27 protein-coding genes are annotated in these 26994 nt (G+C 54.3%); 21 read left to right on the top strand and 6 right to left on the bottom strand.

Features of this window, described 5'->3' with window-relative positions; translation table 11 throughout:
- Positions 1–145, bottom strand: a 145-nt coding sequence (locus ACR0LX_RS09755) for a helix-turn-helix domain-containing protein (RefSeq protein WP_480783543.1), incomplete at its 3' end; no start/stop codon positions are given.
- Between the two features lie 146 nt (positions 146–291).
- Between ACR0LX_RS09755 and ACR0LX_RS09750 the strand changes: the two genes are divergently transcribed.
- Positions 292–570: a DUF4242 domain-containing protein gene (locus ACR0LX_RS09750; protein WP_480783533.1), complete on the top strand. Its 279-nt coding sequence runs from the start codon at positions 292–294 to the stop codon at positions 568–570.
- A gap of 237 nt (positions 571–807) precedes the next feature.
- On the opposite strand, the gene ACR0LX_RS09745 is transcribed toward ACR0LX_RS09750, so the two are convergent.
- Positions 808–1281, bottom strand: a complete 474-nt coding sequence (locus ACR0LX_RS09745; RefSeq protein WP_480783532.1) for a DUF6714 family protein — start codon at positions 1279–1281, stop codon at positions 808–810.
- Positions 1282–1666: 385 nt separating this feature from the next.
- Between ACR0LX_RS09745 and ACR0LX_RS09740 the strand changes: the two genes are divergently transcribed.
- Together ACR0LX_RS09740 and ACR0LX_RS09735 are read left to right on the top strand one after the other, a co-directional pair.
- Complete coding sequence (locus ACR0LX_RS09740) at positions 1667–1915, top strand: hypothetical protein (RefSeq protein WP_480783531.1); 249 nt, start codon at positions 1667–1669, stop codon at positions 1913–1915.
- An 873-nt stretch (positions 1916–2788) separates the two neighbouring features.
- Positions 2789–3049 carry a hypothetical protein gene (locus ACR0LX_RS09735; RefSeq protein WP_480783530.1) on the top strand — a complete coding sequence of 87 codons (261 nt, stop codon included), beginning with the start codon at positions 2789–2791 and terminating at the stop codon, positions 3047–3049.
- Between the two features lie 846 nt (positions 3050–3895).
- Here ACR0LX_RS09735 and ACR0LX_RS09730 read toward each other — a convergent pair.
- Positions 3896–4792: a LysR substrate-binding domain-containing protein gene (locus ACR0LX_RS09730; RefSeq protein WP_480783529.1), complete on the bottom strand. Its 897-nt coding sequence runs from the start codon at positions 4790–4792 to the stop codon at positions 3896–3898.
- A 378-nt stretch (positions 4793–5170) separates the two neighbouring features.
- Between ACR0LX_RS09730 and ACR0LX_RS09725 the strand changes: the two genes are divergently transcribed.
- From ACR0LX_RS09725 to ACR0LX_RS09700, 6 genes are all read left to right on the top strand, one after another.
- Positions 5171–5878 carry an IS6 family transposase gene (locus ACR0LX_RS09725; protein ID WP_480783528.1) on the top strand — a complete coding sequence of 236 codons (708 nt, stop codon included), beginning with the start codon at positions 5171–5173 and terminating at the stop codon, positions 5876–5878.
- 245 nt (positions 5879–6123) lie between these two features.
- Entirely contained in the window at positions 6124–7296 is a 1173-nt protein-coding gene (locus ACR0LX_RS09720) for an alpha/beta hydrolase (protein ID WP_480783527.1), read from the top strand.
- A 608-nt stretch (positions 7297–7904) separates the two neighbouring features.
- A complete protein-coding gene (locus tag ACR0LX_RS09715; protein ID WP_480783526.1) occupies positions 7905–8189 on the top strand; it encodes a helix-turn-helix domain-containing protein in 285 nt (94 codons plus the stop codon).
- A gap of 47 nt (positions 8190–8236) precedes the next feature.
- Complete coding sequence (locus tag ACR0LX_RS09710; protein WP_480783525.1) at positions 8237–8920, top strand: hypothetical protein; 684 nt, start codon at positions 8237–8239, stop codon at positions 8918–8920.
- Between the two features lie 134 nt (positions 8921–9054).
- Positions 9055–11232 (top strand): Mu transposase C-terminal domain-containing protein, encoded by a 2178-nt coding sequence (locus ACR0LX_RS09705; protein ID WP_480783524.1) that lies wholly within the window; start codon positions 9055–9057, stop codon positions 11230–11232.
- Positions 11225–11503, top strand: a complete 279-nt coding sequence (locus ACR0LX_RS09700) for a hypothetical protein (RefSeq protein WP_480783523.1) — start codon at positions 11225–11227, stop codon at positions 11501–11503. The genes ACR0LX_RS09705 and ACR0LX_RS09700 overlap by 8 nt, the downstream gene beginning before the upstream one ends.
- Positions 11504–11668: 165 nt before the next feature.
- Here ACR0LX_RS09700 and ACR0LX_RS09695 read toward each other — a convergent pair whose 3' ends face one another.
- Positions 11669–12187, bottom strand: a complete 519-nt coding sequence (locus tag ACR0LX_RS09695) for a Na/Pi symporter (protein ID WP_480783542.1) — start codon at positions 12185–12187, stop codon at positions 11669–11671.
- Between the two features lie 198 nt (positions 12188–12385).
- Between ACR0LX_RS09695 and ACR0LX_RS09690 the strand changes: the two genes are divergently transcribed.
- Positions 12386–13003 (top strand): exonuclease domain-containing protein, encoded by a 618-nt coding sequence (locus ACR0LX_RS09690; protein ID WP_480783522.1) that lies wholly within the window; start codon positions 12386–12388, stop codon positions 13001–13003.
- A gap of 386 nt (positions 13004–13389) precedes the next feature.
- Here the strand turns inward: ACR0LX_RS09690 and ACR0LX_RS09685 are convergent, their stop codons facing one another.
- Together ACR0LX_RS09685 and ACR0LX_RS09680 are read right to left on the bottom strand one after the other, a co-directional pair.
- On the bottom strand, positions 13390–14262 hold the full coding sequence (locus tag ACR0LX_RS09685; RefSeq protein ID WP_480783521.1) for an amidohydrolase family protein: 873 nt from the start codon (positions 14260–14262) through the stop codon (positions 13390–13392).
- Positions 14259–15272: an ester cyclase gene (locus tag ACR0LX_RS09680; protein ID WP_480783541.1), complete on the bottom strand. Its 1014-nt coding sequence runs from the start codon at positions 15270–15272 to the stop codon at positions 14259–14261. Before ACR0LX_RS09680 ends, ACR0LX_RS09685 begins: the two co-directional genes overlap by 4 nt.
- A gap of 151 nt (positions 15273–15423) precedes the next feature.
- Here ACR0LX_RS09680 and ACR0LX_RS09675 point away from each other — a divergent pair, with 151 nt between their 5' ends.
- From ACR0LX_RS09675 to ACR0LX_RS09625, 11 genes are all read left to right on the top strand, one after another.
- On the top strand, positions 15424–16470 hold the full coding sequence (locus tag ACR0LX_RS09675; RefSeq protein WP_480783520.1) for an ABC transporter ATP-binding protein: 1047 nt from the start codon (positions 15424–15426) through the stop codon (positions 16468–16470).
- Positions 16471–16545: 75 nt separating this feature from the next.
- Positions 16546–17757: an ABC transporter substrate-binding protein gene (locus ACR0LX_RS09670; protein ID WP_480783519.1), complete on the top strand. Its 1212-nt coding sequence runs from the start codon at positions 16546–16548 to the stop codon at positions 17755–17757.
- A 67-nt stretch (positions 17758–17824) separates the two neighbouring features.
- On the top strand, positions 17825–18847 hold the full coding sequence (locus ACR0LX_RS09665) for a carbohydrate ABC transporter permease (RefSeq protein WP_480571573.1): 1023 nt from the start codon (positions 17825–17827) through the stop codon (positions 18845–18847).
- 1 nt (position 18848) lies between these two features.
- Positions 18849–20003, top strand: coding sequence for a carbohydrate ABC transporter permease (locus ACR0LX_RS09660; protein WP_480783518.1), 1155 nt, complete (start codon positions 18849–18851; stop codon positions 20001–20003).
- Positions 20004–20131: 128 nt separating this feature from the next.
- Entirely contained in the window at positions 20132–20662 is a 531-nt protein-coding gene (locus ACR0LX_RS09655; RefSeq protein ID WP_480571579.1) for an ester cyclase, read from the top strand.
- A gap of 10 nt (positions 20663–20672) precedes the next feature.
- Entirely contained in the window at positions 20673–22004 is a 1332-nt protein-coding gene (hisD, locus tag ACR0LX_RS09650; RefSeq protein WP_480783517.1) for a histidinol dehydrogenase, read from the top strand.
- Positions 22001–23053: an ester cyclase gene (locus ACR0LX_RS09645; RefSeq protein WP_480783516.1), complete on the top strand. Its 1053-nt coding sequence runs from the start codon at positions 22001–22003 to the stop codon at positions 23051–23053. The genes hisD and ACR0LX_RS09645 overlap by 4 nt, the downstream gene beginning before the upstream one ends.
- Complete coding sequence (locus tag ACR0LX_RS09640; RefSeq protein WP_480783515.1) at positions 23053–23817, top strand: SDR family NAD(P)-dependent oxidoreductase; 765 nt, start codon at positions 23053–23055, stop codon at positions 23815–23817. Before ACR0LX_RS09645 ends, ACR0LX_RS09640 begins: the two co-directional genes overlap by 1 nt.
- The gene (locus ACR0LX_RS09635) at positions 23817–24860 is read left to right on the top strand and encodes a LacI family DNA-binding transcriptional regulator (protein WP_480783514.1); all 1044 of its coding nucleotides are present in this window, start codon (positions 23817–23819) and stop codon (positions 24858–24860) included. Before ACR0LX_RS09640 ends, ACR0LX_RS09635 begins: the two co-directional genes overlap by 1 nt.
- Entirely contained in the window at positions 24857–25846 is a 990-nt protein-coding gene (locus ACR0LX_RS09630) for a nuclear transport factor 2 family protein (RefSeq protein ID WP_480783513.1), read from the top strand. The genes ACR0LX_RS09635 and ACR0LX_RS09630 overlap by 4 nt, the downstream gene beginning before the upstream one ends.
- A gap of 152 nt (positions 25847–25998) precedes the next feature.
- Positions 25999–26958 (top strand): cupin domain-containing protein, encoded by a 960-nt coding sequence (locus tag ACR0LX_RS09625; protein WP_480783512.1) that lies wholly within the window; start codon positions 25999–26001, stop codon positions 26956–26958.
- The last annotated feature ends 36 nt before the right edge of the window (positions 26959–26994 follow it).

Here is a 26994-nt window from a genome sequence, read left to right as displayed (position 1 = left end):
GGTCTGTTCCAAGGTAATCTTCCAGCGCTCGGATCCTTTGACCGACTGCAGCAGGGGTGATCCCCAATTCGCTGGCGGCTGCTTTGAGCGAACCAGTTCGAAGAGCTACTTCGATAGCTTGAAGAGACTTTAGGTGCGTCGCCATAGTAAATTGATAAAGATTTTCTTTCGATGACGCAAATTTCTACGCGACCACGCCAGTTTTTCTTTAGTTCAGCAAAGAAAATTTGGTTCGGAATCTTGAAGCTTGGGTGCCACAATCTCTGTACACGGTAAAACGGAGGTTGAGAAATGTTGAAGAGATTTGTAATCGAACGGGACATTCCTGGCATCGGAGATTTTTCGTTGACTGAGCTTTGCGCTGCGTCGCGTGCTTCAAATAAAGCACTTGCCGATGTCGGCCCGTCAATTCAATGGCAACATTCCTATGTTGCCGGAGACAAGACATTTTGCATCTATCTGGCTGAAAGCGAAGCCGAGATTCAGAAACATTCAGAGTTGTCGGGGATTCCAGTGGGTAAGATAACCGAGGTTCACCAAATCATCGACCCGCTTACCGCGAACAACTGATGCACATGGCACACGCGCGGTAACCAGCCCTAGTTGGTCACCGCGCGCGAATTACCGATCTTGTTTTGGTAAAAGTAGCGTAGCTCAATCATAGTCCCGATTTGGTTGCGCAATGGTGAATTTGTATCAGCCTTGGTTTCGCAAATGTTGCGAATGGCGGGAAACCGGTTAGGACAAAAAGCGCTGCGAAGAGCCACATCAAATACGTAAAAATCATCGAACCGGTGACCACACGCCTTATTCAATCCAGTAATTAACCAAAGCGGCTTCCGCAATTTCGCCGAGATCAGGATGGTCGCAGAAAAAGTACAAAAATCTCAACACGGCCTCGTTCTGCGCAGGCGTCAGTTGGTTGAACTTGGACTTCCTGAACTCGTGCAGCATTTCTTTCGATGTGCCGGGGTCGAGTGCAAGTAGGATGCTTTCATTGGCATATTCCGGACTGTCCGAATTTCGCAGAGTCCAAATCAGATACGCAGGCAAGTAGTACTGAAAGGCCTTGGGGCTGAAAGCCGTGGGGGCAGCGTAACCGTAAACGATCATTTGATCGGTCATCTCATGCCATTTGACCCCGCCGTAGAATTCAAGAATATCCACGTCATCCAGACATTCGGGGTGAAGTAGTTCATCATCAGCAGGTGGATCAAGGCCGTCAAACGCAGCAATGATCTGTGTTGCAAGATCGTCCGTTGTTGTCGTTACCTTTGGCATGGTGCCACATTAAACTGGCTGAAACCCTGAGATCGAGTGTATCAGCAACAATTCGGATTCGAGTGATTGCGATGGATAACGGACAGAGGCTATTTTAAAACGTCAGTCATGAGTTCCATGACAATTCAATTTACGTCCTAAAATTGGTTTCGCCTGACCAGACAACAATGACTGGGTAAGCGAACTAATATCCCCCCTTCTCGGCCAAAGTAGTGGCCCAATTTTAGGGGGCAAATACAAAACCTGTGACCGGCATCACTGACATATGTCCAAGAATCAACCAGCCTCGCTGCATTAACAACTTAGCGTTCAATCTGGGTTTTGAACGTGTGATTTCACCGGTCCAAGTTTTCTCTGAGGGCCAATCAGTGAAAGGTAATGAGTTATGTCTAGCGATGAATTTCTTTTCGGCAATATCGATGAAGCGGATCCGGAATATGTTGGAGAAAACTTGTACATCTCATCTACAAGCGCGGAGAGGTGGGGTGTAGACGAAGGCTACGCGCTAGAGGTCACGGTTAGCGAAGCAAAATTTCAGTCGCTGCGTTCAACTGCCTTTGGCATCGAAGACTTACCCAATGAAGTGCCCGCAGAGTACGAATTCACAGGGTTTATGGAAGATGTGTTTTTTTGAATTATCAAATACCAAGCTGTACAAGTTCAAATGGCCAACAATCACGCTTCAAAGTCAGCCGCAATTTTTTGACAACACATAAACATCGCTGCGAAGGGGATACTTAGGAGCATTTGGAGCAGCTTGTTCCAAAGCCGTCGGACCGAGACTATTGCCGATGCAAGCTGCACCACTCGGCTTTTTCGCGCAATCACGTCATTGTCTGATTGGCGGGGCTGGCCGGGGGGTAGTGCCAGCCCCACCGAGCTAAACCGGGCAGGATTTGCCGCGGTCGTTACATTGAGAGTTAGGGGTTGAGGTATTTTCTGGCCGGTTTCGCAGTGCTCTAGCTTTCAGGCGAGGGCAGCGGCCAAAATGAAACCAAGGAATATTGCTGTCAAAGCAACTGAGGCATTCAATAAGCAATTTAACATCCAATCTCTCATCCCAACACGTCAGAGGTATGTCGCCGTGTCTTTGAACAAGCGACTGGGTCAAGTTGCAACAATCCAGTTTAATACTAGGAAAACACGCCGTTAACATTCAGTTAACAATCCTTCGGTTCGCGATGTTTTGTTGCCAGCCCTAAATTTGGATAGGGCAATCCAATCTAACCTGCTTCCGCCTGTACTATCAGGGCCGATATCCACCGGTATCAACCGGTGTCCAAAACTCGGAATTGGAACTATCCCCAAGCTAAAATCGCTAAACCCAATAAACGGTGTCGATTGCATAGGGCCTTAAATCAGTGCTCCGCAACTTTAGGGGGCGTTGGAGAAAGTTAACGTTACGTGAACGACGCATTCCCAATTGGTTCAATCTCGCTCAGGTAAACTGGTTTTGCTGGCCTCAATTATGGCCATGCGATTATCCAACTTTTTTTGGGGGAATATTATGCCAAAATCCAAACTTACTATCATCAGCTTTTTAGCCGCAACCATGGCTTTCTCCGCACCTGTCTACGCAGAGGACGTACCTGATGACCCAGAACCACCGTCTGAAACCAAGAAGGGTGATAACGGCTGGGGCAACGGTGCCGATACGACAAATGCCGGGAGTTTCTCAGGCGGCACCAGTTCGTCAAAGAGCACAAACGGCGGCTCGCGCAACGACAGAAACTATCCTTCGGCGCTTGATAGGTTCGAAGGGCGGTAACACGACTAGGATATGGAACATTTGGCGGGCAGTTTCGATTGCCCGCATCGTTCCTGATTAGAGCAACTAGTTTCTGAAATGTTGTCTATCGCTTTGGTATTCCAGAACCGCGCGTGTTCTCGGTGTATATCTGGAATTCTGACGGTCAATGACATCGAAGCGCGCGTTCGTCCGCAGTTGCGACTCACTGTCTGAACTGAACGTGTCAATTTTTAAGTGCTTGTTGCGTTAGAGCCCGAGTTGGATTGAGCGTTGCCGTTTTAGACATTGCCACACAAAAACTATGCTCTCGAAGGTGCCAACGAGCAGATGGAACGCTGCCGCCACGCAAACGCGAGTTTGTGAGCGGTAGTGAGAGAGGGGCTGGCGAGGGGGTCGATTCCAGCCCCTCTCCGCCGTCTTGTAGGCGTGTGTGACATTTCGGCATGGGCCGTGGAGAGCTATTATGATGATGAACTGAAACCGGATTTGCTTCCAGAAGACTTGGCTAAATCGGCAGAATTACAAACTTGAGCAAGAGTTATTGGCCTGTCGGAAATAAATGAAGGCATTGAAAAATGCGGAACGCCGAGTGCCGAATTGCGTTCACTCATCATCAAAGGGATTTAGAACGCATGTGAAAGGTGGTGGTGCCTCAAACTAACGCAAATTCCACTTCCCGCGCCAAAGCTATCAGCCGCTCACGCTCAGCCCAAGCGGCTAATTTGGCCTCTGAGATGCGTTTTCGACGGTCTTGTCAGATGAACTTTGGTTGAGCGGGGCAGGGCGGTTGCGTTGCTTTTGCCTACGCGGTGACCGAGTGTCCGTCGTCAGAGTGGCAGAGATTTCTTACTGCGCATAGCAAAATTAAGCAGTAGCCACCTCTTCAAGAGATAGCGCCTCCTGCTGCAGCCATTTTCGTACAACACGGACGGCTCGCCGCCGTCCTGCGCGCTGGTTGGTGGCGAGGTAATATCCGCCAAAGGGAATCTCTATGCCATTAAGGCTTACCAATGCACCCGTCTCAACTTCTGTTTGACAAAGGTGCTTGTCCATCAGAACCGCACCCAGGCCCGCCACTGCCGATTGGATTGACAGGAGTGCTCCTAATGGATGAGGCAGATCAAGAGTAGGAACTTCTTTCAAACCAGATTTCGAGAACCATTCTGGCCAAAGACGGAATGTTGCCTCTTCAATCAATGGGCCCGTAGCCAGAACTTTAAGGTCGGTCTCAGAACCTATAATTGGCGCAAAGTTTGGCGCGGCAAAAGCTCTTACCAGAGATGGGAACAACAGGTCGTACCCTTCGTCTGGGTGGATGCGCAGATATCTTAGGCCCAGATCGAAATCGTGCGCCTCAATATTCATGACCTCTGTTGTGATTGAAAGACGTAAGTCTATCTCCGGATGCGCGGCTTTCAGTCGTGGTAGCCGTGGTACGAGCCATTTTTGCGCGACGGCGCTCTCTGTTGTCATGGTAACAACACCCTTTGGTGCAGACGTCAGAGCGTCAGTTGCGATGGCAATTTGGTCAAGAGCGGGTGTGATCTGCCCCAAGTAGATTTGCCCTTGTTTGGTGAGGGCAACACCAGATTTTTGCGTCCGGAAAAGATGCACGTTCAGCCGCTTTTCCAACCCGCGTATGTGACGGGAAATTGCGGAGTGAGATACGTTCAATTCCTCCGCTGCACGGGTAAAGCTACCCAACCTCCCAGCTGCCTCGAAGGCACGCAGCGGATTTAGGGGAGGTAAGTTTCTTGGCATGATCGATTGTGACTTTTTGGAACAACAAATGTCAAGAAACGGCGTTTGTGGGATGCCAAGCTTTCTAAGAGAGTAGGTGCATGACCAATAAAGGAGAGATCCATGAAGTACGCCTATACTCGTGATTTTGTATCACATCGTGAAGTCCCGGTCTCAGGAGTCAAAAGTGCGTACGCCTTGTGCGAAAAAGTCAAAGGGTCGCTCCGTTCGCTGTTTGCAAAGCGAATAGACCCAACCAGAATGAGCAGGGTTGAACGGCAAGATTCAGGAATCTCAGACGACGAGATTGATTGGCATAACGCCTTACGCGGACCTTTGATTGGTCTTGTCAGATTAACTTTGCTTGAGCGGGGCACGGCGGTTGCGTAGCGTTTAGGGATGACCAGACCTGCCTCTTTTAAGTACTTCAAAACCAGTCCCGAGATCATCCGCTTAGCGGTGATGCTGTACGTCCGTTTCCCGCTCTCGCTTCGGAACGTCGAAGATCTGTTGCACGAGCGAGGCATCGTCTTGAGCCACGAAACTGTCCGATATTGGTGGAACAGGTTTGGCCCTATGTTTGCTGCTGAGATCAGGCGGAAGCGTGTTCAGCAGCTACGCGCGTTCTCCAAATGGAAGTGGCACGTGGACGAGGTTTTCGTAAAGGTGAATGGCAAGCGGCATTATCTTTGGCGGGCTGTTGATCATGAAGGCGAGGTGCTGGAAGCCGTTGTCACCAAACGCCGAATCAAAGCTGCAGCACTGAAATTCCTCAAGAAATTGATAAAGCGGCACGGTTGCGCCGAAGAGATCGTCACAGATCGCTTCGCTTCCTACAAGGCTGCGCTCAGAGAAATGGGCGCGCTCGAAAAACAACAGACGGGCAGGTGGCTCAACAACCGCGTCGAGAATTCGCACCTGCCGTTTCGACGACGCGAACGCGCATTGCAACGTTTCAGGCGCATGCGAAGTTTACAGAAATTCGCCTCCGTCCACTCTTCCGTCTACAACCACTTCAACCAGCAAAGATCGCTAAGCAGCAGAGATACCTTCAAGCTGACACGCACCGCCGCTCTCGCCGAGTGGCGTCAACTTTGTTCCGGATAGGTTCGCGGTTCCCGCAGCACACTGAGACTGGTTCGAATTCGTCTGACAGCACCATCTGAACCGTTCGCAGGGGTGTTTTAGCAGGTTGAGGTTTGATACGGGCATCATGGTTTTTCTCCATTGTTGTTGCCACGACCTTGGTTCAATGCCCACCACCACGCTTGCTGAGAACCCTTAGGAAATCCTGTTTTAACCCTGAGTACTTTCTCAGGGACATTTGAAACGCGTACTGTATGTTCTGTCACATGGAATTTTATTTCGCAGATTGCGTACTCGATGATGCGAAACGCATACTCATGCGCAGGGGTGCGCTTGTCGCAATCGAGCCTCAGGTGTTCGATCTGCTTTTGTTGCTGGCAAAAAACGCGGATCGCGTGGTTACAAAAGACGAGATCATTGATGTCGTATGGGGTGGGCGGATTGTCTCTGAAAGTGCAATCAGCGCTCGAATTGCTGCTGTACGCAAGTCGGTGGGAGATGACGGCAAACGGCAATCTGTTATCCGGACAGTGGCCCGTCGCGGGTTTCAGATGTCCGCGGACGTGTCAATGAAAGCGCCACAAAGCAGAGACCAACTTGCAGCAAGGGCAGATACGCAGCACATACGATATACAAAAAACATACGCGGCCATTCGATTGCTTATGCCGTGACCGGATCCGGATCGCCTGTCGTTCGAGTCGGATATAATCTCACGCACTTGGAAGAAGAATGGAAGCTAGAAGCCGACAGGCCTTTCTTTGGCCAAATGAGCGAGCACCATACTTTGATCCGCTTCGATCCTGCTGGTGTTGGTCTGTCAGAACCCGCACCTGTTGATGTGGACTTTGACGAAATGGCGGAAGACATTCTGGCAGTGGCGACGGCGGCGGGTTTCAAAAAATTTGCAATCGTCACACATTCCGGTGGAGTGCTTTCTGGGGTCCGCGCTGCCGCACGTGCACCTGAACGCGTCACTCATCTTGTAATAATAGCGGGATATGTGGAGGGACGTATGCGCCGCCAAGTCGACCCTGAGCCGGACGCAATTCGGGCGATGCTTGCCGAAGGATGGGACACACCAGATAGCGCGTTTAGCACAGCCTTCATGATGTCATATTTTCCTGAGGGTCCGCTCGAAGCAGTTCAGGATTATGTCCGGATCACCACGGCATCTTGTCCGCGTGATCAAGTCCTCAGGATCCGAGACGCAAGCAATGCCGCCTCCATCGCGGGGTATCTTGACTACGTCCAATGTCCAACCCTTGTCATTCATTCGAGGAATGATGGCGTGCATCCGCTATCAGAGGCCAGAAAACTTGCCGCTGGCATTCCCAATGCCGAACTTATCGTAATGGAGACAGCCAATCTGCAACCCTTGCCCGGCCAAACGGAATGGCCACGCATGATGCAGACTTTGCTGGATTTCTTACAATCCTAGAGGCCAAAAAAACAAACGCACCCAATCATTTCGACTTGCTGCGCTCGGGTGTAAGCGGACCTCTAACCATGGACTTGCAATGGCCCCTTTGTCCCGCGTTCTGTAAGTTCGATCAGCGTTGAGTTATGTGCCTGCAGTGAATGTCCGGTAAACGTGCTGCGACTGCAGCATCTTGAAGGTAGGTCTAAGGTCCGCTTTGGGCCGTCATGCGCTTCGAAAGCAGTGCCGGACGTACTTGATGTGTGGCGAGTCGAATTGTCGCACTTACGGGCAATTTAACTTCACTAAGTCCGTGTTTCATACATGAAGCGTTTGAAATTCGATGCGACCGTTCGCTGACCCCAATTTAACGCTAGAACGCCCTTCGGATCTCGAACAGTCAAGTTTCATTGGTGATTGCTGAATTTCCTAAAGTTCATAGTTAATTCTACCCTTGAGAAAGCAGTGAAGGCATTGAATAAAAATATCTTTTCCGAACAAGAAGCTCCACGTCTGACAAGTGGGAAAACCTTGCCTGTTTGATGATTCCCTACTCTTGCCAGCCGAGAATCACCCGCATAAAGATCGGTATGAAATTATACTACATCTAGCGGTTTGGTGTCGAAGAGATGCAAAAAGAAGTGGCCTTGAGAGAAAATCTGAAGTACCGGCTTCGGCTGCTCGGACATAGCTTCAGTAGCATTGCGGCGGAACTCAAAATCAATACTGGAGCCGTCTCAAATTGCTGCTCGGGTGTTATAAAAAGCAAGCGAATTCAGAGCGCTATCGCCGCTAAGCTTGATGAGGATCCGGCCGCCATATGGCCGTCGCGATATTCTGACCATCCAGATCAATCACAAAACGAAAATCAGCAAAAGGAGGTTCAGAACGACAAAGTTTCTGGGGTTCCGTAAAAGGCAAAGGCCGAAGCGTTGGAGCGCTCCGACCTTTGAAAGCTGCCGTGACAATCTGGTCGATCCATCACACTGCTTTGATCCCTCTTTTAACGCCAAAAGTCAAGTTAACGCCGCCCTACCTGGGGCAGCGACAGATGACTTTTGGTCAATTTCACCAAAAGAAGGGAGACAGCATGTCTTCAAATGCTACTACCCATGGCTTTCCTCAACCCGGTTTCCTACCGGGGGCGAGAGCTATCAATCGCCGAACAAAAGGACTTGGTACAAGCAACGTGGTGCTACCAAACGAGGGCTCCGGTCCAAACCACGTTGTTTCAGTTGAGGCTATTCTGGAGCGAAAAGCGCTCCAGCATTACCTGTCCCAACCAGGTATTGTTAACGTTACTGGGCAGGCTGGCCCAGTTGGTTACATGGATGCTGACGGTAACCAGAAGAAGCACACTTTTGATTTACTTGCTCATCGTTCAGATGGTTACAAGATTCTAGTGGCCGTCAAACCATTTGAAACCGCTGTACGAGATCGGCTTGATCTGACCCTTCAGCAAATCGCTGCCTACGTCCCTGCAGGATTTGCAAACGAAATCGCTTTGTTCACGGACCGCACGATATCGCGCCAACAACCGGTCAATAACTCGCGGTACCATGCCATCCGGAGGATTGTCGACCAGGAAGCTGAACTGGCGGTTGATCGGGTAATACGCCAACTGAACGGGAAATACAACAATTAGCGACCTAATTGACGCTGTAGGGCTCGCAGGAAGAGCCTATGGGGCGATCCTAAACTCCATCTATCGTGGTGCCCTGCCCAAGTCTCAACTGGACTGATCGACTACGGCACAGTTGGCCGCTTGGGGGCACTGTCATGAGTTTTATCAATCATAACTTCTGGAACTACTGCACCGGCGACAAATTTGTAATCGACCAGACCGCTTATAGATTTGTCAGACAAGACGCCAAGTGCGCCATGCTTGAAACAGTAATCGAACCACGCGTGGTTGAGACATTTTCACATGAAGAAATCTACGAACTCGGCCAGGCCGAGCGGTTGGTTTACAAGCGGGACGACTACAGTTTTCGCAAGTCACGAAAACCGCGAGTTGATGATGGCCTGCAGTTTGCTGACCTCCCCGAAGACGAGCGCAGAGATGTGTTTTGGAAGAAGCTCTTTTGCGATGATTTGCACCGCGCGCTCGAACTGAAAGAGGCTGTTCGAACAGATGCCTCAATCGAAGCTCTTCTGCCGAGCATCACGTCATCGGTGACAGAGAAGTGGAAAGCCTTCCAGCGTAACGGCAAAAACAAGCGGGCTGGAAAGATATGCGAAGTACCGGATGAACCAGGGGCTCGCACATTGCTTCGATGGTATTGGGATTATGAAGATGCGGGATTTCGCATTGAAGGTCTGAGAAGCCGCATTGGCGAGTCAGGAAACTATACACAACGGTTTGAACCCGGAGTGGTGGCACTGCTGACAAAGTGTGTTCAGGAATACGCTACCCGACGCAGAAAGAGCCAAAAGAAAATAGCGGAAGAGACCGAGGAGGCGTTTACTAAAGTCAATGCTGAGCGCCGTGAAGCAGGCCTGCATGAATGGAAGATCCCAAAACTCAGCGCCGTGCGCCGGGCGATCAAAAAGATGGATGCGTTCTACGTCTACTGCCAGCGTCGGGGGCTCGATGCTGCACGCAAGAAATATGCTTTGTTTGAAAGAGGGGTTCCTCTTCAGTTTCCTGGTGAGCATGTCGAGATCGATGAGGGCAAAATCGACTTGATGACACTGGCAACGACAACCTTCATTTGGGAGCAATTGACAGAAGAGCAACGCAAGAAAATCCCAAAGCAACGGCGTTGGATGTACGTTGCGATTTGTGCGACGACCAAGTGCATTTTAGCGATCCACATTTGCAAAAACCCATCCGGCGCAGAAGCCGTTAGATGCTTATCATTGGCAACGAGAGATAAAGCAGACATTGCAATTGCAGCCGGGGCGCAAGATCGTTGGGATAAGTTTTGCGGGCTGTCTTTCGTGTCAACGGACCAAGGAACGGCTTTTCTATCGTATCAGTTTGCGGAAGCTCTGGCGGCGTTAGGCGCCACGCACGATACACCTGCAGGGGCAACTCCGTGGTTGCGCCCGTTCATCGAACGGGTGTTTGGAACATTCAATACCGATTTGTTTCAAGAGGCCAATGGCAGGGTGTTTTCAAATCCTGCCGAGAAGGGAGATTTCGACTCCGAGGGAACGGCGACGCTAACTGATGACATGCTCGCGATGATGTTGGTGCGTTTTGTTGTCGATGTTTACCACAATCGGCCACATGAGGGCTTGAATGGTGAAACGCCAAACAACGCATGGGATCGATTGAGCCGACGGTATCCGATGTGCCCACCGCCGCTGCCTAAGGTTCGCCGCGCAATTTTCGGTCTGAATGTGCGCAGAAAGGTGCGCGGGAACGGCGTCTTGGTGTGCGGTATTCAGTATCGATGCGACCAACTTGACCAGTTATTCCTTCGTCGACCAGACGATGAACACAATGTCAAAGTGCGGATAAACCCCGAAAACATCGGAACTGTTGACGTGCTGATCGATGGGATGTGGTTTCCTGCCAAGGCTGTCGGTGGTGGGTTTGACGGCATTCGCATGGATCTCTGGATCGCGAAGGTGAGGGCCATTCGCCAATACAACCATGATCAATCCCTACTGAAGCGACAAGTCGTTCTGGAGGCGCAGGCAGATATTCGAGCAATGAATAACGAGCCATTCCTGTTGATGGACATGACTCCATTCGGGTGCACGGCGAAGCAGATTAACCGGGCTGAGAAATCTGTCTTCTTAGGGCTTGAAGCCGAAGCTTTGACCACGGCGGAGATGGAGAAAAACTTTGTCGCTACCTCGTTCAAGGTGAGTACTGCTGGGTCAGAGGCAGCAAATCCTGAAGCCAGCGAGGTCGATCAGAAACCGGAATGTCCAACCATAGATGACGAAGCCATTGTTGAGGCAAGTGGTCTGGTTTTTCATGGGACAGGCCACAATGAATGATTTTGACAATGCAATGCGGGTCTCGAAAGAGACCCGCAAACTCAACGACATCTTTGTTGAAAACCAACTTCATAGAGACTTCTCAAGGGCGTTCACATCCATTTTGGCTGACTTAAGCCTAGATATTGAAATCGCCGCTCCAAAACGCCGGAAATGCGAGGGCATTGTTCTTTTCGGCAATTCAGGCTTCGGAAAAAGTACGGTCATCGATTATGTGCTGGATCACCATCCCCATCTTCAGCCGAAGCGAATTGTTAGGCGCGGCGTGTAGCGGATAACCAAAACTGGCGTATGCGCTATCAAAGCATCTTCTCCTGCGACGCTGAAATCCGTTGGACAAAATATCTTAGCTGAACTTGGGTATCGAAGCGATGATGATCCCCTCAATCTCAACAATAAGGAAGCCCACTACATCTGGAACCTTGTTCGGCAGTATTTAAAGAAATCGGGGGTTCTGGTGTTGTTCATTGATGAAGCGCAGGATTTTTTCATCAATCAGAACCGCATAAAGAATAGACCGACCGAAAAGGGAAATCCTGCCAGGTAACAAAGACAACACGGCGCTGATAATGATTAGAAACGGCCCGAGAAATTTGGCGTCGATAACTACTAGCCAGGCCGTTGAAGTCGTCCCGACATTAGCACCCAGCAAAACCGGAAGACTGCCGCGCATTGGAATTGTTCCTGCTTCGACCAGCGCGACCGTGATGCCAGAAACTGCACTGGAGGATTGAACAAGTGCCGTGAGTGCAGCGCCGAGCGCAAATCCCGACAGGGGTCTTCGAGTGAGGCGCCCAAGCCATTGAGCGAGTGCTTGCCCGCCATATTTTTGCACGTCGTGGCTAAAACCTTTCAGTGCATAGATAAAGAGAACAACGGCCGCAGCGACCGATACCGCAACCTCAAAAAAGAGATGTCTTCCACATCCGCTATTTGAGTTGCTAGCGACTAAGATTACAACTGCAAACCCAGCCCAGCAAAACTCACAACTTGCTCGAGTTACAGTCTGTTTTGGGCTCTCTTCCGCTGTTCTCTACAAACTGTACCAATGACTGCTATAATGTGCTGCGCGGTCTGGAAAAGAAGCCTGGCTGCTTTGCTCAGCTGCTGGTCGGGCTTTGCATCAGTCAGTAAGCGTGTGAAAATCGTTCTCATGGCCAATGCTACATCTTTGTCTTTACCAACCTGTTTCAAGCAGGCCGAGCCACTGAGCGACAATCTCAGATTCATAGCTGTAGACGTCGAGACTGCCGGATACGATATCGCGAGCATCTGTCAAATCGGCCTCGCTTTTGTTGGGTTTGACAGCTCAATTGTCACTTATAGTGCATACATCGATCCCCGCACGCCATTCGCTGCAGGCAATACCCGATTGCATGGCATTGATGCTGCAACTGTGAAGAACGCCCCCAAATTTGCAGAAGTATTGCCAAACCTGCGTCCGATTCTTGAAGCATACCCGCTTATTCAACATAGCCGTTTCGATGAGAAAGCCTTTGATGCAGCGTGCCGAGTTGCAGGACTTCAAGTGTTGAAATCGGTATGGTCAGACAGCGTTGCCATCGCTCGCCAAGCCTGGCCGGAGTTGCGGGGCAATGGTGGGCATGGACTGGCCAATCTCAAAGAGGTGTTAGGGCTTCAATTCAAACACCATGATGCCGGAGAAGATGCACGTGCTGCTGCCGAAGTTACTTTGAAAGCAGAAGCTTCAATGGGGCGAAAAATCAGGTTGCTGAATGCCTCACAGCAGTTGGTCTTCGATTTTCAGTGATGCGAGAGGGCGACTTCGTGGGCCGTAAGGTATCAAAACAACCATCAGCTCAAACTGAATGCTCAAATTTCATGAGAAATAGTACTTAGAATTAATGAACATGCTATGTTTTTTTGTGGACGCCAAAGAGTAATATTCAAAGATGGGTCTCGGTTAAGGCTATGATTTGCATACCAAAAGTGTTTATCAAATGGGCAAACTATGGGCCATTTTACAGTTGTGAACACCAGCGACAGTCTGCAAATTGACCAGATCAAACCAAAACTCTGTTACTGTTTTTCTGGCAGCGGCTATTTCAACGAAGCCGGACTGTTTTGTCGGTGATCAGACCCTAGTGCGCGCTCCCGGCAAAGCGGGCGTGTTTCAAGGATCGCAATGTTTCGCCGCTACGCAATACGGTAAAATTGCTTTGAAGTGCCTTGAAACACTGCGTCTTGGACCGAGCTTGGGACAAGGTCCTGGTGCCGCGAAACGAGTTCTTTGTAGGTTGAGCTGAGGCTGTCGACCGGAAAATTCGATCCGAACATGCAGCGATCAGCGCCAAACTGTGACAGGCAGGTTGAAACGATAGGTGAAACGCTTTTTGCGCTCCAATCATGATCAAACATCCCCAAGCCGGAGAGCTTGCAATGGACCTGCGGCAGCTCTGACAGCGATTTCAAAGCCTCTGCCCATCTTTGCAACCCCTGCGGTGTCCGGTCGTGGGGTGATCCGGCGTGGCAAAGCGCGATTGGGGTTTCAGGAGCCTGTGTAAGAACAGCTGCGGTCTGAGGCATCAGCTCGGGCAGCAGTTGCAGATCGAAGGACAGGCCGCGCGCGCCCAATTTTTTGAGGCCCGCCAGAAACGCGGGATCTTGAAGCAGTGCATTCGTACCCGTCTGCGCGTCCTCACCGGGTGCGCGGCCAACAATCTGACGAACGCCGCGCAGCGAGGGCAGGGTCTGAAGCCGGTCAAGCTGTGCATCCACATCATCAGATGTCAGATCGCAGAATGCGACTTGCACCAGCGGCCAGTCCGGGAACTCGTCGGCGATGGATTGCACCCATTGTGCTTCGGCCCAGGGATCGGCCGCGCCAACCTGGATGTGTACCGATGCTCCAAAGCCCTCGGCCTCGGCATCTGAGCGAAATTCCGGGAGCAGATAATCACGCTGAATCGACGACGGGTCGCCAAAGAAGCGAACCGCGCCTTGCTCCTTGAGCCAGGGGTAATCCACTGCTGAGAGGTCCCACAGGTGGTGATGTGCATCTATCTTCATGGTGTTTCGATCCTGGTGGTTCGTGCCAGAATATCAACGCCCTGACATTTCCAGAAGTGGAGCAGGTCGATGAAGATCCAGTTTTCGGCCAGCTTGTCGCCAGCACGGCGATAGATGTCGATCACCCTGAATTCTCCAGGCCTGCCGGTGGCTGGCATCCCCATAAACCCGCCGGTCGGCGTTGCCGTGAAGTTGGGCCAGCCGAAAAAGCCGCCGTAATGACCTTCGGCAAGGCGGCAGATGTGGCTGGTTTTTGATCGGTCTTTAAAAGCCGCGCGGAACGGGCCTGAGTGTTGCTTTGCATAGCGTTCTATCGTGTACGTGGCGCCGATCCCTTCGGGACCCCACCAGATCATGTCCTGATGCCAGGTTCGGGCCAATTCGTCCTCAAGCGACAATCCGCTGTCCCATTGGCCCAGATCCGCGATCATCGCATTGATGACCGCCAACGTTTTTTCGCCCTCTGCTGATGGCTGCTCGCTCAGCAGCAGACCGTCATGCGGTCTTGGCCCCGGTTGCACCAGATGCGCCGCTGTCTGAGGGGGAAACGGGTTCTGTCCGGCTTGCACCATCAGGTGGGGAATGTCGAAATACATCGCCGTTTCTGTGATCTTGCCGTTGTCGACCTTGTAAAATGCACAATAGCGCAGAAATGCCAGTTTTCCGGTCGGTCGAATGCCCAGCCAGGGCTGGTCGAACAGCCCCATCAAATGGCCCATCGCCACAACCCAGACTTCGGTCCCTTCGGTAAGCGAATTATGCCCCGCAAAAAGAATATCCACACGGTTCTGCATTCTGGTGAGGCTATTTTTCAGCGGTTGCCAGAACTGCAGGGCAACCGATTCCGCACCATTGATTTGACCGAAGGGATGGAAACCGCGCCAAAGCAGATCAGCCGCGCAGAAGCGTGACATTGCTGCTGGGGATTCCTTCGCTGTCGCTGAATCCAAAGCGATGTGGAATTCGGTGACAAGTTCTTTTTCGGTCTGAAAGTTCACGGTTTTCGCCATTTTATCAGTGTGTTGTGCTCGGTTTTTCGCCGAAGTGAGTCGGGTATTCGCTTCAGTTTTGCATACGTATGCAAAAATGTCTTGCCTGATTTGATATTTACGAACTACAGTTTTGCAAACGTATGCAAAATGATTCCTTGCAGGGGGCACCATGGCGGAAATTCAATTGCGGAACGTCGGCAAGCGGTGGGGCTCTTTCGTTGGGGTTCATAACTTCGACCTGACGATCGCGGATCGCGAGTTTCTGGTGCTGCTGGGTCCTTCGGGCTGCGGCAAGACCACCACGATGCGCATGATCGCGGGTCTCGAGGACGTGACCGAGGGCAACATTCTGATCGACGGAAATGTCGTCAATGATCTGGAGCCCAAGGACCGGGACGTGGCGATGGTGTTCCAGAGCTATGCGCTCTATCCCAACATGAATGTCTACGAAAACATCCGTTTTCCCCTGAAGGTGCGTGGAACCGATCCGGCGACCCACGACGAAAAGGTGCGCCGCGCAAGTGCGATGGTTGAGCTGGACGATTTTCTGCATCGCAAACCAGCGGAACTGTCTGGTGGTCAAAGGCAGCGTGTCGCGCTTGCACGGGCCATTGTGCGTGAGCCGAACGTGTTCCTGATGGACGAACCGCTATCGAACCTCGACGCCAAACTGCGGGTTTCGACGCGGGCGCAGATCAAGAACCTCAGTCATGAACTGGCAGTCACAACCATCTACGTAACGCACGACCAGATCGAGGCCATGACACTGGCCGATCGCGTCGTGGTGATGAAACAGGGCGTGGTCCAACAAGTTGGCAGCCCGACCGAAATTTATGACCGACCCGCGAATACTTTCGTCGCCAGTTTCATTGGCTCACCTGCGATGAACCTGATGGATGGCGAAGTTTCGGGCGGTGTATTCCGCGCCGAGCATGTCGAGATTCCGGTCGATGCTCCGGATGGCCCGATGACGCTGGGTTTTCGGGCCGAAGACGCAAGCCTTGCCGAAGGAAGCGGCCAGATCACCGCACCGATCTACACGCTCGAGTTGCTGGGCGATGCGACCATGATCTCGGTTCGGGTTGGCGGTGCTTTGGTCTCGGTCAAAGCCGACAAAGCTTTCCGCGCTGAGATTGGCGAGACGGTCTCGTTCTCGGTGCCAACAGAAATCTGTCACCTCTTCGAAGCTGGAAGCGGTGCGCGGATCGGGGGTTGACCCCACAAATGGCCCGCACGGGCATAACACCGGTCCGGACGTCGACGACGGACCGATCCTGACAGGGAGAAACGCATGAAACTCAAGACGATCCTCATGGCAGGCGCCATGTCCTTTGCCGCCGCGGGCGCGTGGGCAGACTGTGCCTTTGAAAATGAAGTGCCGCTGAAATCGCTTTCAGCTGGCTTTGAAGCCTGGAAAGCGGTGACCGATGCGATGGCCGAATGCGGCAATTTCAGCGCTTCGCTGGACCAGGAATTCCGTGAAAAGCAGCCAGAGGCATTTGCCGCTGATCCGGCGCTCTATCAGATCGGTGGCGTGTCGAATGCCACGCTGGTGCCGTTGCTGAACGCGGGCACAATTCGCCCGCTGGACGATCTGGTCGAGAAGTACGGTCAGGATCTGCTGCCCAACCAATTGATCAAGGTGGACGGGAAGACCATGGCCATCGCCATGATGGTCAACGCGCAGCACCTGATGTATCGCGATGATGTTCTGGCCGAACTGGGCATCGAAGAGCCCAAGTCATATGGCGATGTTCTTGCCGCTGCCGCCAAGATCAAAGAGGCGGGCATGATGGATTACCCGATCGGGGGGACCTTCAAGACCGGTTGGAATCTGGGTCAGGAATTCGTCAACATGTATCTGGGCGAAGGCGGTTCGTTCTTCGGCGATGGCAACATGCCTGCGATCAACAACGATCAGGGCGTCGCGGCGCTTGAGACCCTGAAGGCCATGACCGAGTATATGGACCCCGAGTATCTGGTGTCCGACTCGACCTATGTGCAGCAGCAGTTCCAGCAGGGCAAGATCGCCATGGCGAACCTGTGGGCCAGCCGTGCCGCCGCGATGAATGATGAGGCCGAAAGCCAGGTTGTTGGCAAAGTGACTATGGCTGCGGCACCGATGGGCTCATCTGTCCCGGCAACCACTGTCTGGTGGGACGGTATCGTTCTGGCCGCGAACATGTCGGATGAAGAGGCTGATGCAGCGTTCCGCGTCGCATTGGAAGGCATGGACAGCGACATGGTCAGCGCGAATAACGATGTCGCCGTTTGGCTGAGCCCGGCCTACTCGGCAGGGGCTTTGGCCGCCGGTGCTGCGGCGTCCGCACAAGCGGGTGCCAAGGCGTATCCGGCCTCTGGTCCGATGGGCATCATGCACACCTCGCTTGGTAACGGTCTGGCCGACTATCTGACCGGCGCAAAGGATGCGCAAACCACGCTGGCCGATATCGAGGCGGATTACATCACCGCCGCGAAAGAAGCCGGTCTGATCAGCAACTGATCCTTCCTGCGGGAGGGCTACGGCCCTCCCGACCATTTCCCTCGCGAACCATGAGAAAGGCAGAGCCATGAATTTCCGGACATTTGCCGCCTTTGTCGGCCCCTCTGTCTTTATGATGCTTCTCTTCATCGCATTCCCGCTGGTCAGCGTGTTCAAGCAAAGCTTTTACGTCACCCAGCCGATCTATGAGACGGTCGAAAAGGAAACCTGTACTCCGGGATTTCTGACGCAGACCTGCGTGACCGAGCAGGTTTCGCAACCAAAGCTGGATGAGCATGGTGAGATCATCACCCAAACCGAATATGTCGGGTTGCAAAGCTATCGCAATGTACTGGAGCCGGAACGGGCGTGGCGCGCCATCAGCGATGGCAATTGGCAAGTGCTTTCGACGATCAACTTCTGGAAGGCGCTACGGTTCACGCTGACCTTCACGCTGATCACGCTGCCACTGGTGGTCGGGTGCGGGCTTGGGATAGCAATCCTGATCAACAACGCCGCGCGATCAATCCGCGGGCCGGTGATCTTCGTCTCATTGCTGCCGTTCATCATCACACCTGTGATCGGTGTGCTGTCGATCAACTGGCTGTTCCGCGGTGACGGTATCCTAACCGCAATGATGGAATGGTGGCTGAACCGCGACATCGCTTTGTTTGCGCAGGCCTGGACCATCGAGATCCTGATGATGCTTTACCGCGTCTGGCACGTCGCCCCTTTCGCGGCGATCATCTTCTACGCCGGGCTGCAAACGGTCAATCAGGACAGCCTGGAAAGCGCAGTGATTGACGGGGCGACGCGTTGGCAGCGATTGAAGTACATCGTCATTCCACACCTGATGCCCCTGATCATCTTTGTGGCGATGATCCACCTGATGGACAGCTATCGCGTCTTCGAAGAAATCGTCGGTTTCTCGAGCCAGGGCTATGTCATCTCGCTGCAATGGCTGACCTTCGATTACCTGACGCCGGATCAGGCGGGCAACAGGTCGATCAGCCGGGCCTCGGCCAACTCGATGCTGACCATGATTGGTGTCGTCATCCTTCTTATCCTGCCTCTGCGCCGCACCTGGCGCGATCACAAAGGAGGTCACTGACATGTCCTCGCGCGCGCTTCGCCAACCTTTCAGCCTGCGACTGACCTCGAACATCTTTCTGGCGCTTTGGTGCCTGATCGCGGCGTTCCCGATTTTCTGGATCGTGGTGATGAGCTTCAAGTCACCGGTTGATGCCTTCGACAGCAATGCGTTGAACGTGATCTTTGGTCCGGCCACGCTGGGCGGTGGCAAGGGACTTTCGCTGCTGGATATCATCTTTGGCATCGCGGTGATCTGGGCCACGATTGTGATCTCAACAAAAATCCTGCCGTCGATGGTGAAATCTTACTCGAAACCCGGGCAGGAATGGTTCGGGTGGGTCATCGGGGTACTGGCTGTCCTGGTCGGATTTCTGCTGGTCTTCTTTGTTGTTCTGCCTGCCATACTGAGCGTGCTGAACCCGTGGTTTGGGCCGTTGGGTCGGGACGTGCTGGGCCTGACCACCGAACATTACAAGACAGTCTGGATCGACCGGGGCTTTTCGAACAACTTCAAAAACTCGCTGATTGTCACAACAGGCGTGGTAACGGTTTCGCTGACAGTGGGTACGCTGGCGGGCTATGGTCTGGCGCGATCAGGATCGACGCTGGCCTTCTGGATTTTGATCGTGGCATTGGTTTTCCGCGCTTTGCCGCACTCGGTCCTGGTGGCGGGCTATTTGCCGGTCTTCATCAACTCGGCCGAATGGCTGGCTCCGATACTGGGTGAAAACGCGCCGACTCTTTACGGCAAACCCTTCGCGGTGATTGCTGTGCTCGTGGCCATCAATCAGCCCTTCACCATCTGGATGCTGCGGTCGTTCTTTCAGAACATCCCCGCCGAACTGGACGAGGCCGCCCGTGTCGACGGGTGCAGCCACTTCCAGGCGTTCCGCCGTGTGATCATGCCGGTGATGTGGCCGGGTGTGATCACCACCGGGCTGTTCAGCTTCCTGCTGGCCTATAACGACTTTCTGGTCACAGCGCTGCTGCTGGACGCGCAGAACCAGACCATGGTTCCCGCCATTGTCGGCATGTTCAATCGCGAGACGACGACAACCGATCAGGTGGTCGCCGTGGCCGCCGCCGTGTCGATCACCGCTCCGCTGATCTTCCTTGTGCTGATCTTCCAGCGCCAGATCGTCAGCGGCCTGACAGCCGGAGCGGTCAAAGGCTGATGAGCAACAATGCCCGACATAACGCCATGTCTCGCCATCCGGCGTTGAACAGGATGCCAAGGGACTTTCTGAGCATTGGGACGCGTCTCCCCAATCTCTTCCCTGGACAAACTGAAAGGACATGAAAAATGAAAGGTTCCCGCCCGGAACAAGCGGTTCTGACCCGTGACACGGATCTCAGCAAGACCGAAGACACGCGCCGTGTGATCGAAACCATGGTGGATGGACTGAACGACCACCGCATCGACGATATTGGTGAATTCTTCGCTGGCGGTTTTCGCTGGATGGGCAATCAGGGCTGCGGCACCAAAACCGGCCTGAAAGAGTTTCAGGACAACTGGCAACGCCCGTTTCAGGCTGCGTTTTCGGACAAGACCTGCATAGACGAGGCACGTCTTTACATGGGCGAATGGGCAGCCGCTTTTGGCCGTCAGGAAGCGACCCATTCGGGTGAGTTTCTGGGCATCGCGCCCACCGGCAAACGCGTCGAGATCCGGTACATGGACTTCTGGAAAGTCGTGGACGGCAAGATCGTCGACAACTGGGTGAATGTCGATTTTGCCCATGTTGCGGCTCAGCTGGGCGTGGACATTTTCAACGGCGAAGGCTGGGAAGCATTTGACCGGGGGGAAAAGACCCCGCCCCGGCCCGAGAACTGAGGATCTAAGAATGGCAATCGAGTATCTAAAACGCGGCAAATCTGACGCTGACCGGGCCGAGGATGACGCCAAAACCCGTGCCGTTGTCGAAGCGACCCTGAAAGATATCGAACTGCGTGGCGACACGGCTGTGCGTGAATTGAGCGAGAAGTTCGACAACTATTCTCCGGCGTCATTCCGGCTGTCTCAGGACGAGATTGACGGCCTGATTGGTCAGCTGACCGACCGGGAATTGGCTGACATCAAATTCGCGCAGGCACAGGTGCGCAATTTTGCGCAAGCCCAGCGCGATTCAATGTTGGACATTGAGGTGGAAACACTGCCGGGTGTCATTCTGGGGCACAAGAACATCCCGGTGCAGTCGGTCGGCTGTTATGTTCCGGGCGGCAAGTTCCCGATGGTGGCCTCGGCGCATATGTCGGTGGCGACGGCCTCGGTCGCAGGTGTGCCACGGATCATTGCCTGCACTCCTCCGTTCAATGGCAAGCCGAACCCGGCGGTGATCGCTGCGATGCATCTGGGCGGCGCGCATGAGATCTATGTCATGGGCGGCATTCAGGCCATCGGCGCGATGGCGCTGGGCACTGAAACGATTGACCCTGTGCATATGCTGGTCGGTCCCGGCAACGCCTTTGTGGCCGAAGCAAAGCGGCAGCTGTTTGGCCGTGTCGGTATCGACCTGTTCGCTGGTCCGACCGAGACGATGGTCATCGCCGATGAGACCGCCGCAGATGCCGAGCTGTGCGCAACCGACCTGCTGGGGCAGGCCGAGCATGGCTATAACAGCCCCTGCGTGCTGCTGACCAATTCGCGCAAACTGGCCGAAGAAACCCTGTCCGAGGTCGATCGTCTGCTGGGTATCCTGCCGACGGCAGGGACCGCGAAAGTGTCATGGGAGGAATATGGCGAGGTGATCGTCTGCGACACCTATGATGAAATGCTGAAGGTGGCTGATGAGATCGCATCCGAGCATGTGCAGGTGATGACCGATCGCGATGACTGGTTCCTTGAAAACATGACCTGCTATGGCGCGCTGTTCCTTGGACCGCGCACAAATGTCTCGAATGGTGACAAGGTGATCGGAACCAACCATACGCTGCCAACCAAGAAGGCAGGGCGTTATACGGGCGGGCTCTGGGTCGGGAAATACCTGAAAACCCACAGCTATCAGAAGGTTCTGACTGACGAGGCAGCGACGCTGATCGGCGAATACGGCTCGCGCCTATGCTTGTTGGAAGGATTTGTGGGGCACGCCGAACAGTGCAACGTCCGGGTGCGTCGCTACGGTGGCATCAATGTACCCTATGGCGCGCCGGCCCCATACCGAGATGCTGCGGAATGAGTGACCCGCACACCCAACACAAAGCGCTGATTGCACCGCTCAGGGCAGCGATGTACGATTTCTCCGAGGCCGGTGTCCGCAAGGCGCTGGCCGAGGTTTCGGAGAGTGAGGCCCTGTTCCGTCTGTGTCATCCGTTTGGGGACAGCGTCGGTAGTGAAGCGTTCTATGACTGCGCCTATAAAGGTCTGTTGGACGCCTGGCCCGACCTCGAACGGCGCGACTATATCGTCATGGCCGGTCCGGATGAACAGGGTGCGGATTGGGTCGGCTGTGGTGGCTACTACACCGGGACATTCACCGGCCCTTGGCAGGACATTCCGCCGACCGGACATCAGGTCACCATGCGGTTCCACGAATTCTATCGGTTCCAGGACGGTAAGGTTGTCGAGTTTCAGGCACTTTGGGATATTCCCGAGGTGATGATGCAGGCAGGTGCCTGGCCGATGGCGCCCAGTCTCGGCCGGGAATGGCATGTGCCGGGTCCGGCGACGCAGGACGGTTTCGTGCCCGGACCTTATGATGCGGCCAAAGGCAAAGAGACATGCCAGCACATCATCGACATGCTGGAATATCTCAAGAAACACCCCTCTCAGGGTGGTCCCGAGGTGATGGAGATGGAGCGCTTCTGGCACCCACGCATGAACTGGTATGGCCCTTCGGGGATCGGCACCGGGCGCGGCTATGCGGGGTTCCGAAACTGGCACCAGATCCCATTCCTGAACGGCATGCCGGACCGGGGGCAATTTGTGGACGAGATCACCTATCACTTCTTTGGCGATGGCGAATACGCGGCCGTGACGGGGTGGCCGAACATGATCCAGACCGTCACCCATGATGGCTGGCTGGGCATCGCGCCCTCTGGCAAAAAGATCACCATGCGCAGCCTCGATTTCTGGAGGCTGGAAAACGGGCGCATTCGGGAAAACTGGGTTCTGGTCGATTTGCTGGACGCTTATGCGCAGCTTGGCGTTGACGTTTTTGCTCGTCTGCGGGAATTCAACAAAGCCCGGAATATGGGGCGCATTGAAATACCGGATGGAATGAGCTGATGACAAATCTGCCCCGCACACCTTCGTTTTCCCTGAACGGCAAGACCGCCCTTGTGACCGGAGCGTCCTCGGGTATCGGGCAGGGCTGTGCGGTGGCTTTGGCCGAGGCCGGTGCGCATGTGGTCTGCGCGGCCCGGGGCGCGGAGCGGTTGAATGAAACCGTCGCCGCCTTGCAGGCGCAGGGATGGTCAGCCGAGGCTCTGGTTTTGGATCAGGGCGATCTGAGTGTTCTGAGGACCCTGTTTGAAACTCGCGGTTTCGAGGTGGTTGTGAACTCTGCCGGTCTGGCGCGGCATAGCCCTGCGGTCGAGACAACATCCGAAGACTTTGACGCAGTATTCAACGTCAACCTGCGGTCTGCGTATTTCCTGTCATCCTATGCGGCCAAGGCTTTGATGGCGGCTGGTAAGCGGGGTTCGATCATCCATATTTCCAGCCAGATGGGGCATGTGGGCGGGATCGACCGCGCGGTTTACTGCGCAACCAAACACGGGCTCGAAGGCATGGTCAAAGCCATGGCGGTCGAATGGGGCAAGCAGGGTATCCGGATCAATACTGTCTGCCCGACCTTCATCCGAACGCCGTTGACCCAATCCACTTTCGACAACCCCGACCGCGCCGCATGGATCATGGAAAAGATCAAGCTGGACCGGGTGGGAGAAGTCGAAGACATCATGGGCGCGGTCGCTTATCTGGCCTCGGATGCCTCGGCGCTGGTCACGGGCACGTCGATGTTGATTGACGGGGGGTGGACGGCGGATTGATGGCTGAGAAGGTAACATCACTCCAGGTCGCCCAGCTTGCCGGGGTCAGCCAGTCCGCTGTAAGCCGGGTGTTCACGCCCGGTGCATCGGTCAGCAAGAAGACCGAAGAAAAAGTGCGAAAGGCCGCCGCTGAACTTGGCTATCGTCCCAATGTTCTGGCGCGTGCGATGGTGTCGGGCAAAAGCCGCATCATCGGTTTGGTGGTGGCTTATCTGGACAATTATTTCTACCCCGAAGCGCTTGAGAAACTGTCAAATGCGTTGCAGGAGCAGGGCTATCACGTCCTGATCTTCATGGCGTCCAGAACCGCCGGAAATATAGACGACGTGATGGAGGAAATCCTCGACTACCAGGTCGATGGCGTCATTCTGGCCTCGGTTGCGATGTCATCGGATATTGCGACACGGTGCCAGCAGGCCGGTGTGCCGGTGGTTCTGTTCAACCGCAGTCAGGATATCGACGGGATCACCTCGGTGACGTCAGACAACTATGCGGGCGGTCGCAAGGTGGCCGAGTTCTTCGTTGCTGCGGGGCACAGCCGCATCGCCTATATCGCCGGATGGCAAGGTGCTTCCACACAACGCGATCGCGAGGCCGGATTCCGCGCCGCTCTCAATGATGCGGGCCAGGCCTTGTACGCCTATGAAATCGGCGAGTTCCTGACAGAAGACGCTCGACTGGCCGCGCGCCGGATGTTTGAGGTCGAGCCGAAAAAAAGGCCCGATGCCGTCTTTGTCGCCAATGATCACATGGCCCTTGCCGTGATGGACGTCATCCGGTTCGAACTGGGCCTTTGCGTGCCCGAGGATGTATCCGTTGTCGGTTATGACGACGTGCCGCAGGCGGGTTGGCTTGCCTATAACCTCACCACCATCCGTCAACGGGCCAATCTGATGGTTGCCGAAACCGTTGACGCCCTATTGGATCATATCGAAAACCCAACAGCCGCGCGCGCGCGCAAGGTCGCGATCGATGGGCCGCTGATTGTGCGCACATCGGCACGATTGCCCAAAGGCTGGACCCCTCAAAGGATGAATACATGAAAGGCTTTGATCCCAAGTTCCGGGATTTTCCCGACTATATCATCGGTATCACCAAAGAGATTTGGGAAGACCGGGGTATCGCGACGCTGCACGCCTATTACAGCGAAGATATCGTTGTGCGCTCGCCCGGTTCGGTCGTTCTGGGCAATCAGAATGTGATCGGTGCGACCATGGCGACGCTGGCCGAGTTTCCCGACCGGCAGTTGCTGGGTGAGGACGTGATCTGGTCAGGCACCCCGGAAGAGGGGATGCTAAGCTCGCACCGCATCATTTCCACGGCCACGCATCTGGCCGAGGGCGTCTATGGCAAACCCACGGGTACCAAATTGCGCTATCGGATTCTTGCCGACTGCCACGCGATTGACAATCAGATCAATGATGAATGGCTCATTCGCGACCAGGGGGCGATCGTGCGGCAGATGGGGTGGGACCCAAAAGAATATGCCGCGGATCTGATAGCCCGCGAAGGTGGCCCGGCGAGCTGCATTAAGCCTTTGACCCCAGAAAATGATCAGCCCGGCCCGTATAAGGGCAGGGGGAATGACAATGAATGGGGGCAGCGCTATGCCGACATCCTGACCCGGATCATGAACGCCGATATGGGAGTGATCGAGGCCGAATATGATCGCGCCGCGCAGTCGGAATATGTGGGTGGTGTGACCGGTCACGGATGGGACCCGGTCGATCGGTTTTGGATGGGATTGCGCGCAAGTTTCCCCAATGCCGAATTCAAGATTGAGCACCAGATCGGTCGGGACGACCCGTCGATGCCACCGCGCGCCGCAATTCGCTGGAGCCTGTGGGGCAAGCATGACGGCTGGGGTGCCTTTGGCGCACCAACCGGTGCGCAGGTCTATGTTCTGGGTATCAGCCATGCAGAATTTGGCGCGTTGATTGCTGGCCAGCCGCAGTTGCGCCGCGAATATACGCTGTTCGATGAAACCTCGGTCTGGAAGCAGATCTTGTTGCAGAGCGGGGAGAACTGAGTGACCGAGAATGTGCCTGCACTCAACTCCAGCGCAGCGGCGCGGCGCTTTCATGCGCATCGCGCCTCACTGCGTGCGCGACGATTGAACAACCGACCTCCAGGGGGCGGGGATTGATCCCATCATCCCCCCAAACCCAAGGAGACCCAGTCATGAGCACCATCCAACAACGCATCGTTCGCTATGGCGAGCTGAAACCCTGCAAAACCGCCTTTATCGACGCCCACACTCCGGGCAGCGATCAAAAAGAGAACTTTACGATCGTCGGCGGCGGCGTGTCGGAATCTCCCGATCAGCATGTCCATATCACTGACAAGATCGGATTCAATATCGGTGCTGCGGGCCAGCCGCCGAAATGCCGCAACTCATTGCACAGCCACACAACAGCCGAGGTTTTCTTTGTCGCCAAAGGCCGTTGGCGTTTCTTCTGGGGCCGCTATGGAACGGCCGGAGAATTCATCGCCGAAGAAGGCGACATATTTAACATCCCAACCGGTATTTTCCGTGGTTTTGAGAATGTCGGCCAGGACTATGGAATGATCATGTCGATCCTGGGTGGCGATGATGCTGGTGGTGGCGTCACCTGGGCGCCTCAGGTGATCGAAGACGCGCAGGCGCATGGTCTGATGCTGGGTGACAATGGCGTGTTGTACGATTCCAAACAGGGCCAGGAATTGCCCCATAACGTGCGTCCCATGCCCGTGCTGAGCGAAGAGCAACTGAAAGACTATCCCGAAGTGCCGGTCGAGGATGTGGTTGGCAAATATGTGGCGCGCTACTGGGATCTGATGGCATTGTCAGCGAACAAACCAGCCCTGGTGATTGGCGAGCACGGTCTGATCAGGGACAAGCCGGGGTTTGAGGTCGATTTCCTGGGGCGGGGATCCAGCGTGACCGACGCCGTGCAGGCCGAAAGACCCGTTGTACTGATGCCCGCCAGCGGTCACTGGTTTGTCTCGATTGACGGGCACGAGACCACTTTGGCCAATGGCGACACCGCGGTGGTTCTGCCCGGTGAAACCTACAGCGCACAACCCTCGATGACCGGGCAGGCGGGCCTTTACAGGATCACCGCAACCGACGATCCGGCCGGCGCAACCTGGACTGGATGAAGGTGGGCCCGATAGAATTCCATACCAATGGCACGA

It is taken from the genome of Ruegeria sp. CH11 (assembly GCF_056537105.1).
Note: the sequence above shows the minus strand (reverse complement) of the source record. Positions and strands in the feature narration are given on the sequence as shown.

Excerpts from the sequence above, each read along its gene's own strand:
- ACR0LX_RS09750 (WP_480783533.1), top strand. The coding sequence starts at position 292 with ATGTTGAAGAGATTTGTAATCGAACGGGACATTCCTGGCATCGGAGAT.
- ACR0LX_RS09745 (WP_480783532.1), bottom strand. The coding sequence starts at position 1,281 with ATGCCAAAGGTAACGACAACAACGGACGATCTTGCAACACAGATCATT.
- ACR0LX_RS09740 (WP_480783531.1), top strand. The coding sequence starts at position 1,667 with ATGTCTAGCGATGAATTTCTTTTCGGCAATATCGATGAAGCGGATCCG.
- ACR0LX_RS09735 (WP_480783530.1), top strand. The coding sequence starts at position 2,789 with ATGCCAAAATCCAAACTTACTATCATCAGCTTTTTAGCCGCAACCATG.
- ACR0LX_RS09730 (WP_480783529.1), bottom strand. The coding sequence starts at position 4,792 with ATGCCAAGAAACTTACCTCCCCTAAATCCGCTGCGTGCCTTCGAGGCA.
- ACR0LX_RS09725 (WP_480783528.1), top strand. The coding sequence starts at position 5,171 with ATGACCAGACCTGCCTCTTTTAAGTACTTCAAAACCAGTCCCGAGATC.
- ACR0LX_RS09720 (WP_480783527.1), top strand. The coding sequence starts at position 6,124 with ATGGAATTTTATTTCGCAGATTGCGTACTCGATGATGCGAAACGCATA.
- ACR0LX_RS09715 (WP_480783526.1), top strand. The coding sequence starts at position 7,905 with ATGCAAAAAGAAGTGGCCTTGAGAGAAAATCTGAAGTACCGGCTTCGG.
- ACR0LX_RS09705 (WP_480783524.1), top strand. The coding sequence starts at position 9,055 with ATGAGTTTTATCAATCATAACTTCTGGAACTACTGCACCGGCGACAAA.
- ACR0LX_RS09700 (WP_480783523.1), top strand. The coding sequence starts at position 11,225 with ATGAATGATTTTGACAATGCAATGCGGGTCTCGAAAGAGACCCGCAAA.
- ACR0LX_RS09690 (WP_480783522.1), top strand. The coding sequence starts at position 12,386 with ATGGCCAATGCTACATCTTTGTCTTTACCAACCTGTTTCAAGCAGGCC.
- ACR0LX_RS09685 (WP_480783521.1), bottom strand. The coding sequence starts at position 14,262 with ATGAAGATAGATGCACATCACCACCTGTGGGACCTCTCAGCAGTGGAT.
- ACR0LX_RS09680 (WP_480783541.1), bottom strand. The coding sequence starts at position 15,272 with ATGGCGAAAACCGTGAACTTTCAGACCGAAAAAGAACTTGTCACCGAA.
- ACR0LX_RS09675 (WP_480783520.1), top strand. The coding sequence starts at position 15,424 with ATGGCGGAAATTCAATTGCGGAACGTCGGCAAGCGGTGGGGCTCTTTC.
- ACR0LX_RS09670 (WP_480783519.1), top strand. The coding sequence starts at position 16,546 with ATGAAACTCAAGACGATCCTCATGGCAGGCGCCATGTCCTTTGCCGCC.
- ACR0LX_RS09665 (WP_480571573.1), top strand. The coding sequence starts at position 17,825 with ATGAATTTCCGGACATTTGCCGCCTTTGTCGGCCCCTCTGTCTTTATG.
- ACR0LX_RS09660 (WP_480783518.1), top strand. The coding sequence starts at position 18,849 with ATGTCCTCGCGCGCGCTTCGCCAACCTTTCAGCCTGCGACTGACCTCG.
- ACR0LX_RS09655 (WP_480571579.1), top strand. The coding sequence starts at position 20,132 with ATGAAAGGTTCCCGCCCGGAACAAGCGGTTCTGACCCGTGACACGGAT.
- hisD (WP_480783517.1), top strand. The coding sequence starts at position 20,673 with ATGGCAATCGAGTATCTAAAACGCGGCAAATCTGACGCTGACCGGGCC.
- ACR0LX_RS09645 (WP_480783516.1), top strand. The coding sequence starts at position 22,001 with ATGAGTGACCCGCACACCCAACACAAAGCGCTGATTGCACCGCTCAGG.
- ACR0LX_RS09640 (WP_480783515.1), top strand. The coding sequence starts at position 23,053 with ATGACAAATCTGCCCCGCACACCTTCGTTTTCCCTGAACGGCAAGACC.
- ACR0LX_RS09635 (WP_480783514.1), top strand. The coding sequence starts at position 23,817 with ATGGCTGAGAAGGTAACATCACTCCAGGTCGCCCAGCTTGCCGGGGTC.
- ACR0LX_RS09630 (WP_480783513.1), top strand. The coding sequence starts at position 24,857 with ATGAAAGGCTTTGATCCCAAGTTCCGGGATTTTCCCGACTATATCATC.
- ACR0LX_RS09625 (WP_480783512.1), top strand. The coding sequence starts at position 25,999 with ATGAGCACCATCCAACAACGCATCGTTCGCTATGGCGAGCTGAAACCC.